At 70.3% G+C, this 9,342-nt stretch carries 10 protein-coding genes; 3 read left to right on the top strand and 7 right to left on the bottom strand.

Annotation, left to right across the window (positions count from 1 at the left end; translation table 11 throughout):
• Position 1 precedes the first annotated feature (1 nt).
• The 4 genes from C6C15_RS11550 to murI form a co-directional block, all read right to left on the bottom strand.
• Positions 2-922, bottom strand: a complete 921-nt coding sequence (locus C6C15_RS11550; protein ID WP_105950161.1) for a cation diffusion facilitator family transporter — start codon at positions 920-922, stop codon at positions 2-4.
• Positions 923-1,022: 100 nt separating this feature from the next.
• Positions 1,023-1,616: an RdgB/HAM1 family non-canonical purine NTP pyrophosphatase gene (gene rdgB, locus C6C15_RS11555; RefSeq protein WP_105950162.1), complete on the bottom strand. Its 594-nt coding sequence runs from the start codon at positions 1,614-1,616 to the stop codon at positions 1,023-1,025.
• A 2-nt stretch (positions 1,617-1,618) separates the two neighbouring features.
• Positions 1,619-2,356: a ribonuclease PH gene (gene rph / locus C6C15_RS11560; RefSeq protein ID WP_025105317.1), complete on the bottom strand. Its 738-nt coding sequence runs from the start codon at positions 2,354-2,356 to the stop codon at positions 1,619-1,621.
• A 33-nt stretch (positions 2,357-2,389) separates the two neighbouring features.
• Positions 2,390-3,226 carry a glutamate racemase gene (murI, locus tag C6C15_RS11565; protein ID WP_060923537.1) on the bottom strand — a complete coding sequence of 279 codons (837 nt, stop codon included), beginning with the start codon at positions 3,224-3,226 and terminating at the stop codon, positions 2,390-2,392.
• A gap of 62 nt (positions 3,227-3,288) precedes the next feature.
• Here murI and C6C15_RS11570 point away from each other — a divergent pair, with 62 nt between their 5' ends.
• Positions 3,289-4,614, top strand: coding sequence for a nicotinate phosphoribosyltransferase (locus tag C6C15_RS11570; RefSeq protein ID WP_105950163.1), 1,326 nt, complete (start codon positions 3,289-3,291; stop codon positions 4,612-4,614).
• A gap of 14 nt (positions 4,615-4,628) precedes the next feature.
• On the opposite strand, the gene C6C15_RS11575 is transcribed toward C6C15_RS11570, so the two are convergent.
• Genes C6C15_RS11575 through C6C15_RS17355 form a run of 3 tightly spaced genes read right to left on the bottom strand, consistent with a single transcriptional unit; the run spans position 4,629 to position 7,965 of the window.
• Positions 4,629-4,895: a DUF3039 domain-containing protein gene (locus C6C15_RS11575; RefSeq protein ID WP_060923586.1), complete on the bottom strand. Its 267-nt coding sequence runs from the start codon at positions 4,893-4,895 to the stop codon at positions 4,629-4,631.
• Between the two features lie 41 nt (positions 4,896-4,936).
• Positions 4,937-6,502, bottom strand: coding sequence for a hypothetical protein (locus tag C6C15_RS11580; protein ID WP_105950164.1), 1,566 nt, complete (start codon positions 6,500-6,502; stop codon positions 4,937-4,939).
• A complete protein-coding gene (locus tag C6C15_RS17355; RefSeq protein ID WP_234024136.1) occupies positions 6,478-7,965 on the bottom strand; it encodes an ABC transporter ATP-binding protein in 1,488 nt (495 codons plus the stop codon). Before C6C15_RS17355 ends, C6C15_RS11580 begins: the two co-directional genes overlap by 25 nt.
• 46 nt (positions 7,966-8,011) lie before the next feature.
• Here C6C15_RS17355 and C6C15_RS17125 point away from each other — a divergent pair, with 46 nt between their 5' ends.
• Together C6C15_RS17125 and C6C15_RS11590 are read left to right on the top strand one after the other, a co-directional pair.
• Entirely contained in the window at positions 8,012-8,521 is a 510-nt protein-coding gene (locus tag C6C15_RS17125) for a hypothetical protein (RefSeq protein WP_158698554.1), read from the top strand.
• Positions 8,522-8,591: 70 nt separating this feature from the next.
• Positions 8,592-9,284: a phosphocholine cytidylyltransferase family protein gene (locus C6C15_RS11590; RefSeq protein WP_060923420.1), complete on the top strand. Its 693-nt coding sequence runs from the start codon at positions 8,592-8,594 to the stop codon at positions 9,282-9,284.
• The last annotated feature ends 58 nt before the right edge of the window (positions 9,285-9,342 follow it).

The raw sequence follows: 9,342 nt of genomic DNA on the forward strand, positions 1-9,342 counted from the left end.
CTCAGGCGTGGTGCGGTTCGCAGTCGCTCTGCTCGGCCGGCTCGATCTGGAACGTGGAGTGCGCGACGTCGAAGTGGTCCGCGAGGCACGCCTGCATCTCCGAGAGCAGCGCCGCCGAGCGGCCGTCCGCCAGCAGATCCGGCCGGACGCTGACGTGGGCGGTGAAGACCGGAGCACCGCGGGTGAGCTGCCACACGTGCACGTCATGGACCCCGACGACGCCGTCGTAGCCGAGCAGGTGGGTGCGGATCTCGCCGACCGCCATGCCCTTCGGCGCCGACTCGGCGAGCACGGAGAACACCTCCTTGAGGAGGACGAACGCCCGCGGGATGATCATCGCCGCGATGAACAGCGAGGCGAGGGCGTCGGCCGGCATCCAGCCCGTCACGAGGATCACGCCCGCCGCGATGATGACCATGAGCGAGCCGAGCAGGTCGCCCATCACTTCGAGGTAGGCGCCCCGCACGTTCAGGTTCGTGCGCTGGGCACGGCTGAGCAGCCACATCGACACCGCGTTCGCGAGCAGGCCGACGACCGCGACGACGAGCATGAGCCCACCGGCGACCTCGATCTCGGAGGGGTTCAGCAGCCGCTGCACCCCCTGCACGGCGACGACCGTGGCGAGGGCGATGAGGATGACCGCGTTGATGAGCGCGCCGAAGACCTCCGCGCGCTGATAACCGAACGTCCGCCGGTCGTCCGCAGGATGCGCCGCCACGGTCGCGGCGATGAGGGCGATCACGAGCGCCGAGGCGTCCGTGAACATGTGCGCGGCGTCCGCGAGCAGCGCCAGCGAGCCCGTGAGGAGGGCTCCGACGACCTGCACGATCATCACGGTGGCCGTGAGGGTCAGGGAGATCGCGAGCAGGCGACGGCTGCTCGCCGAACGGAGACCGCCGGGCGCGGGCGCGTGATCGTGCATGCCCCCAGGCTAGCCCGGGGGCGGGTGCCCCGAGGCCGTTTCCCCCTAGTCGGGAACAGTAACGATTCTCACCGTCAGCAGGGGTTCTTCTCTTCGACGCTCAGAGCGCGGCGAGCAGCGGCACGAGCGCCGTGAAGGCGCGGGCGCGATGCGACTGCGACTGCTTCTCCTCCGCCGTGAGCTCCCCCACGGTGCGCTCCGCACCGTCCGGCTGACCGTCCGGGATGAAGATCGGGTCGTAGCCGAAGCCGCCGCTCCCGGAGGCTTCGTGGGCGAGGCGTCCGGGCCAGATCCCCTCCACGACGTGCTCGCGACCGTCCGGGAGGACGAGCGCGATGGTCGACGTGAAGTGCGCGGCGCGGTGCGGGTCGGCGATGTCGCGCAGCTGGTCGAGCAGCAGCTGCAGGTTCGCCGTGGCGTCCTTCTTCTGCCCTGCCCAGTACGCCGAGAACACCCCGGGTGAACCGCCGAGCACGTCCACGCAGATGCCGGAGTCGTCGGCGAGCGCCGCGAGGCCGGTGTGCGCGGCAGCCGCACGCGCCTTGAGGAGCGCGTTCTCGGCGAACGTCACGCCGTCCTCGACCGGCTCGGGACCGTCGTAGCCGACGACCTCCAGGTCGGGCCGCGTCTGCTGCACGATCTGCTGGAACTCCGCCACCTTGTGCGGGTTGTGGGTCGCGAGGACGACGCGCATGCTCAGGCTCCCGCCAGGGCGGCGAGCTGCCGGTCCTTCAGCTCCGCGCAGCCGGCGACGCCGAGGTCGAGGAGCGCGTCGAGCTCGCGCTTGTCGAACGGCGCCCCCTCGGCCGTGCCCTGCACCTCGACGAACAGGCCGCGGCCGGTCACCACGACGTTCATGTCGGTCTCGGCCCGCACGTCCTCGACGTAGGCGAGGTCGAGCATCGGCTCCCCGTCGACGATGCCGACCGACACCGCGGAGACGGAGTCGAGCAGCGGCGTCGAGTTCTTGCCGATGAACTTCTTGTCCCGCCCCCACTCGATCGCGTCGGCCAGGGCGACGTAGGCGCCGGTGATCGCCGCCGTGCGGGTGCCACCGTCAGCCTGGAGGACGTCGCAGTCGATGACGATGGTGTTCTCGCCCAGCGCCTTGGTGTCGACGACGGCGCGGAGAGCGCGTCCGATGAGCCGGGAGATCTCGTGCGTCCGGCCGCCGATGCGCCCCTTCACGCTCTCCCGGTCGTTGCGGCTGTTCGTCGCGCGCGGGAGCATCGCGTACTCCGCCGTGACCCAGCCTTTGCCCTTGCCGGTGAGCCAGCGCGGCACACCGTTCGTGAACGAGGCGGTGCACAGCACCTTCGTCCCGCCGAAGCTGATGAGAGCCGAGCCCTCGGCCTGCGCGCTCCAGCCGCGCTCGATGGTGATCTCGCGGAGCTGCGAGGTGGAACGGCCGTCGGCGCGGACGATGTCGGTCATGTGCTTCTCTCGGTCGGGGATGGAGCGACGGGCTCAGCGCGCGTCGAGGGCGGAATCGGGAAGCGTGATGACGCCGGTCTGGACGAGCTGCACGTCGCGCACCTCGCGGCCCATGAGCCGGTTCGCGAGCGCCGTGAAGTCATCGGCGGAGTCGCCCGTGGCCTCGTAGACATAGGTCGCGGTGGCGTCGGGCGGCGCCAGCAGATCGCCGCGCACGAGCTGGCGGTACACGTCGCCCGCGGTCTCGTCGTCGCTGGAGACCAGAGTCACGCCCTCCCCCATGACGTAGCTGATGGCACCACGGAGGAACGGGTAGTGCGTGCAGCCGAGGACGAGCGTGTCCACGTCGGCCTCCCGCAGCGGCGCGAGGTACTCCTCGGCCACGGCGAGCACCTCGGGAGTTCCGGTCACCCCGGCCTCGACGAACTCGACGAACCGGGGGCAGGCCGCCGTGAACACCTGCAGGCGCTCGTTCACCTCGAGCATGTCCTGGTACGCCCGGGAGCCGATGGTGCCGACCGTGCCGATCACACCGACTCGGCCGTTCCTCGTCGTGGACACCGCGCGTCGCACGGCCGGACCGATCACCTCGACGACGGGCACATCGTAGCGCTCGCGCGCATCGCGCAGCATGGCCGCGGAGGCCGTGTTGCAGGCGATCACGAGCATCTTCACGCCCTGGTCCACGAGCGTGTCGAGCACTTCGAGCGCGTAGCGGCGCACGTCGGCGATGGGCTTGGGGCCGTACGGCGAGTGGGCGGTGTCGCCGATGTAGACGAACGATTCGCGGGGCAGCTGGGCCCGGATGGCCCTGGCCACCGTGAGCCCGCCGACACCGGAGTCGAAGATCCCGATGGGCGCGTCGTTCATGACTCCCCAGCCTACCCGCGTGCGCGGCGCCTCGTGCATCCTGGCCTCACTAAGCTGAGCGCATGACCACGTCGACGGCGCTGCTCACCGACCGTTACGAGCTCACGATGCTCGCCGCCTCGCTCCGGGACGGCACCGCCTCCCGTCCGAGTGTCTTCGAGCTGTTCTCCCGTCGGCTGTCCGGCGGACGTCGCTTCGGCGTCGTGGCCGGCACCGGGCGATTGCTCGAGCTGCTGCGCGATTTCCGCTTCGGTGACGACGAGTTGCGCTTCCTCCGCGACGAGCGCGTCGTCGACGCCGAGACCCTCGCCTACCTCGAGCACTACCGCTTCACCGGGACCATCCGCGGATACCGCGAGGGTGAGCTCTACTTCCCCGGGTCGCCCATCCTCACGGTGGAGGGCTCGTTCGCGGACGCGGTGGTCCTGGAGACCTTGGCGCTGAGCGTGCTCAACCACGACTCCGCCGTCGCGACGGCCGCCGCGCGCATGAGCATCGCCGCCGGAGAGCGGCCCCTCGCCGAGATGGGCTCCCGCCGCGCGGCGGAGCGCTCGGCGGTCGCTGCCGCGCGAGCCGCCTACATCGCCGGCTTCGGCGCCACGAGCAACCTCGAGGCCGGGCGCGCCTGGGGCATCCCGACCATGGGCACTGCCGCCCATTCCTGGACGCTGCTGCACGACAGCGAGGAGGACGCCTTCCGCGCGCAGGTCGAGAGCATGGGCGTGGACACCACGCTCCTCGTGGACACCTACGACATCCGCACCGGCGTCGAGACCGCGATCCGCGTGGCCGGGACCGGGCTGGGCGGCGTCCGCATCGACTCCGGCGACCTCCCGATCGTCGCGGCGGAGGTCCGCGCACAACTCGACGAGCTCGGCGCCACCGATACCCGCATCACGGTCACCAGCGACCTGGACGAATACGCGATCGCAGCCCTCGCCGCCTCCCCCGTGGACGCCTACGGGGTCGGCACCTCGGTCGTCACCGGCTCCGGATATCCGACCGCGAGCATGGTCTACAAGCTCGTCGCCCGGCAGGACGCCGACGGGGCGTGGATCGGCGTCGCCAAGGCCTCGGCCGACAAGGCGTCTTTCGGCGGGCGCAAGGCGGCGTTCCGCACCCTCGACGACGGCGTCGCCGCAGCAGAGACGGTCGTCGTCTCCGACGGCTTCGAAGCGCTGGACACGCCTGCCGAGCACCCGGACGGACGCCCGCTCCAGGTCACCCTCGTCGAGGCCGGCGAGATCGACACCGCAGCCGAGGGCGCGACGGGGACGGCTGCCGCCCGCGCGCATCACCTGCGTGTGCGCGAAGAGCTGCCGGTGCGCGCGCTCGCACTCAGCAAGTCGGATCCGGCGATCCCGACGGTCTACGTCGAGGCGGACTGACGCGCGGTCGGCGGTCAGCCGACCATCGACTCGTAGATCTCCTTGCAGGTCGGGCAGATCGGGAACTTCTCCGGATCACGACCGGGCGTCCATTTCTTGCCGCAGAGCGCGCGGACGGGCTTGCCCGTGATCGCCGACTCGAGGATCTTGTCCTTCTTGACGTAGTGCGAGAAGCGCTCGTGGTCGCCCGGTTCGATGTTCTCCTCGCGGAGGAGCTCTTCCAGTTCGCGATCAAGCGTTGCCACGCCGCCCTGATCGGGGCTGTCCAGCGGAGTACTCATCCCGTGATTCTAGCCGCGTCCGAGCCTCGGCGGGGCGGGTCTCAGGCCGTCTCGACGAACTCCATCAGACGCTCGCCGCTGTGCTCGAAGATGCGTCCGCCGATCACGGCTCCTCCGATGAACGCGGCCGCCCCGGTGACGATGCCGACCCAGAACGCCGCAGGTGCGAATCCGGGATCGGCGACGATGCTCGCGCCGAACAGCCACATGGTCGGCACGCTCAGGAGGATCGCACCGAGGAATGCCGCCGCCGGGCCGTAGATCCCCCTGGAGGTCGGTCGCTGCGGCTGCTGGAACGGGCTGTCCCCGGGGCGGGAGACCGCGTACGGCGCCACCACCGACACCACGCTGGAGATCCCGAGGGCGCTGAACAGCAGGCTCGCTCCGACACCGACGAGCGGCAGGAGCAGGCTCCACCGACCGGCGAGGAGCAGCGAGAGCGGCACCGCGATCGCGAGCACGGGGACGGCGACGAGCAGCACGGGCACGAGGCGCCCGAGACGGTCGGGGAGACCGCGGACGCCGCTCGCGACGTGGGTCCACAGGGCCGTGGAATCGTAGGCGACGTCGTTGTGGGGCAGCCAGCCGAAGAACAGGGCCATGACGGGCACGGGGACGAGCGCGGCGATCTCGACCGGCACGCCCGCGACGATCAGTGGGAACACGGTCAGCACGCCCGCCACGGGCACCACGATGATGTTCATGATGTACCGACGGTCGCGGAGCCAGTACACGAGGCTTCGCGAGGCGATGGCGCCGAAGGCGTTCGAGGGCAGCAGGGCGAACCAGCCGAGTCCGGTGCGCTCGCGTGCCGCCACCGGACGCTCCGTCGTCGTCAGCAGGCGGCGCACGAACCAGGTCCAGGCGAGCCACAGCAACGCCAGGGTGGCCACGGCGATCAGTCCGCTGACCCAGGCCACAGCCGTCTCACCGGCGGCCGCCGCGAACATCGCCGCCGGCGAAGCGGCGAGCGGGGTGAAACCGATCACCGAGGTCAGGGTCGCCAACGATGCCGGAACCTCGCCATCCCAGCGGAGCGAGCCGAGGAACACCGCGACAGGGAAGGCGATGACGATCAAAGCGAGGGCGAACAGCGCGGTCAGCTCGCGGGATCGACGCTCCGGCAGCAGCAGCGCGTTGAGCGCCATCCCGACCCGGGAGAGGAGGATCGTCGACAGCAGCCCCGTCAGCGCCAGGAGGACGGCCGGCACCCACGGCGCACCGGCGCGGACGGCGACGATCGTCACGCTGACGTAGACCGCGAGGAGCGCGAGACTCGGCACGCTGACCAGTGAGGCGATCGCAAGGACTCCGGGCATCTTCCGCTCGTCGACGCCGAACACCGCGAAACGCCGGGGATCGAGCTGATCGACGGCCCCCACGAGCAGGGGCCCCACGAGGAAGCCGAGCAGGACGGCCGCACCGCCGAGCACTGTCACCGCCTGGGAGACCGGAACGGGCGCGTCGCCGAGACTGAACACCGCCACGCAGACGACCACCGTGACCGCGATCACCGCGCCGAAGGAGAGCAGGGTGCGCACCCGGTGTTCTCCGCGCAGGGCGCCCAGGAGGAGCGCGAACCTCAGTCGGAGAACGTGTGCAGCCACTCGAGCCCCTCCACCTCGCCGCTGGAGCCAGCGAGCTCCACGAATCGGGACTCGAGCGTCTGGCCCGCGCGTACCTCGTCGATCGTGCCCTCGGCGAGCACCTCGCCGTTGACGATGATGGCCACCCGGGAGCACACGCGCTCGACGAGGTCCATTCCGTGGCTCGACAGGATCACGGTGCCGCCGTGCGAGACGTAGGCGCGCAGGATGTCGAGGATCACGGCGGAAGAGACCGGGTCGACGGACTCGAACGGCTCGTCGAGCACCAGGACGCGCGGCGAGTGGATCATCGCGCCCGCGAGCATGATCTTCTTGGTCATACCCGCCGAATAGTCGGACACCACCCGGTTCAGGGCGTCGCCGAGATCGAACGCCCGGGCGAGGTCGCCGGTGCGCTTCTCGATGACGTCGGCGGCGAGGCCGCGGAGCAGCCCGTAGTAATACAGCAGCTGCCGGCCGGTGAGGCGGTCGAACGTGCGCAGGCGGTCCGGCAGGACGCCCATCACGCGCTTCGCCGCGAGCGGCTCGCTCGCCTGGTCGATGCCGCAGATGAGGACACTGCCCTCGTCCGCACGCAGGAGGCCGGCGACGATCGACAGGGTCGTCGTCTTGCCGGCACCGTTGGGGCCGACGATGCCATAGAACGAGGCGGCGGGCACGGTGAGATCGATGCCGTCGACAGCGCGGTTCTCGCCGAACTGCTTCACGAGACCGCGGATCCGGATGGCTTCGGTGGCGGGCTCCGCCGCCTCCTCCTCGTCGACCTCGGCCGGCGGCTCCGCGGCGATCACGGCTTCGACCACTTCGACGACCTCGACGTCCGCGACGCGGCTTTCCTCGAGCGCGGGCTCCTTCGTCACCGGCAGAGCGGTGTCCGACACCTCGACCGCGGGCTCCGCGGCGGACTCCTCGATGGCGGCCGCGTCGGCGACGCGCGTCGCCGACTCGGAGGTGCCGTCGTCCGACGCCACCACCGCGGCGGACTCCTCGGGCTGCGTCTCCGCAGCGGCCAGTGCTTCCGCGGCCTGTGCGTCCGCGGCCGCGGCTTCCGCCGCCTGCGCCTCCGCGGCCTCGGCTTCCGCGGCCTTCGCGGCAGCCGCCTTGGCCGCAGCCGCCTTCGCCGCAGCGGTCTTGGCGGCGGTGGTCTTGGCCGTCGTCCTGGCCGCCGATGCCTTCGCGGCGGCCGTCTTCGCCGCGGCGGCCTTGGCCGCAGCCGTCTTGGCAGCCGTCGTCTTGGCGGCAGCAGTGCTCGGCTTCGTGGTCGTCGCGGACGGGCGTTTCGGGCTCGTGGTCCGCGCGGCGGTGTTCTTCACCGCGGCCGCTCGGGCGGCCGACGCGGTGCGAGCGGCCGCGGGATCCACACTCGCTGCGGGCGTGGGCTCGACCACGACCTCGGAGGTGGGGGCCGCCTTCTCGGCTGCGGCCTTGGTCGGTGCGGGCCGCGCAGCGGTCGGCTTCTTCACCGCGGGAGTCTTCGCCGCGGGCCTCTTCGCCGCGGGAGTCTTCGCCGTGGCCGCCTTCGTCGCCGTCGAGGACTTCGCTGCGGTGGACTTCGCCGGAGCGGCCTTCGCGCCCGCGGCCTTCGCCGCCGTGGTCTTCTGGCTCGTGGACTTCGTGCCGGCAGTCTTCGCCGACGTGGACTTCGCAGTGGTGGTCTTCGAGGCTGCGGTCTTCGCCGCCGCCGCCTTCGTCGCGGAGGACTTCGCTCCGGTCGCTTTCTTCGCGCCGGCGGAGGACGAGGCAGTTTTCTTGGCGGCCGGTTTCCGAGCGGGCGCGGAGGCCTCGGTCGGAGTCTCGGCTCCCTCTGCCTGGGGGGTGGGGTCATCAGGGGAGGAAGTCACCGTCCTACGGTATCAACGGGTAGCTGAGAGCCAAGGCCCCACGCGACATTCCGACATCAGAACCCCTTCTCCGCGGAATTTGCAAGGGGGTTGTCGTGCCTGTGCGTTGCGTGTGTACTCGGTCACGAAATGGCAACGGGGCCTGCCTGGCCCCGGGGTTCCCTGGGGGAATCGCTAGCATGATTCCCGGCACGACGAAGTGTCTGGTCGGTGAACCGACCGTGAACACAACTTCCTTAGGAGTATTCGTGACTCTTCAGACCGTCATCCTCGCAGCCGGAATGGGCTCCCGCCTCGGCCGTGCGCTGCCCAAGCCGCTCACCGAGCTCAACGACGGCCGCACGATCATGGGCCAGCAGCACGACAACATCCGGGCCGCTTTCGGATCCGACGCGCGCATCACGACGGTCGTGGGCTACCGCGCGGAGACCATCATCGAGGCCTTCCCCTCCGTGAACTACGTCCACAACGACCGCTACGACGAGACCAACACCTCGAAGAGCCTGCTGCGCGCCCTGAGCGCCACCGGCAAGAGCGGCGTGCTGTGGATGAACGGCGACGTCGTCTTCGACCCGATGATCCTCGGTCGCGCCGCCGCGTACATCGAGCGTGACCAGTCGTTCGTCACCGTCAACACCGCCAAGGTCAGCGACGAAGAGGTGAAGTACACCGTCACCGCGGAAGGCTTCATCAAGGAGCTGTCGAAGTCCGTCAAGGGCGGTCTCGGCGAGGCCGTCGGCATCAACTACATCTCCTCCGGCTTCAAGAAGGCGTTCATGCGCCAGCTGCAGCGGGTTGAGGATCAGGACTACTTCGAGCGGGGTCTCGAGCTGGCGATCGCCGAGGACGGCCTGCTGCTCGAGCCGATGGATGTCTCCGACCTGTACGCGGTCGAAGTCGACTTCGCGGAAGACCTGGAGCGCGCGAACCTCTTCGTGTGACGATCCCCTCCGAGAGCCCCGTTCCGCCACGGACCGGGGCTCTCGGTGTTTTCGCGGT

This window comes from Microbacterium sp. str. 'China' (assembly GCF_002993305.1).
GTDB classification, from domain to species: Bacteria; Actinomycetota; Actinomycetes; order Actinomycetales; family Microbacteriaceae; genus Microbacterium; species Microbacterium paraoxydans.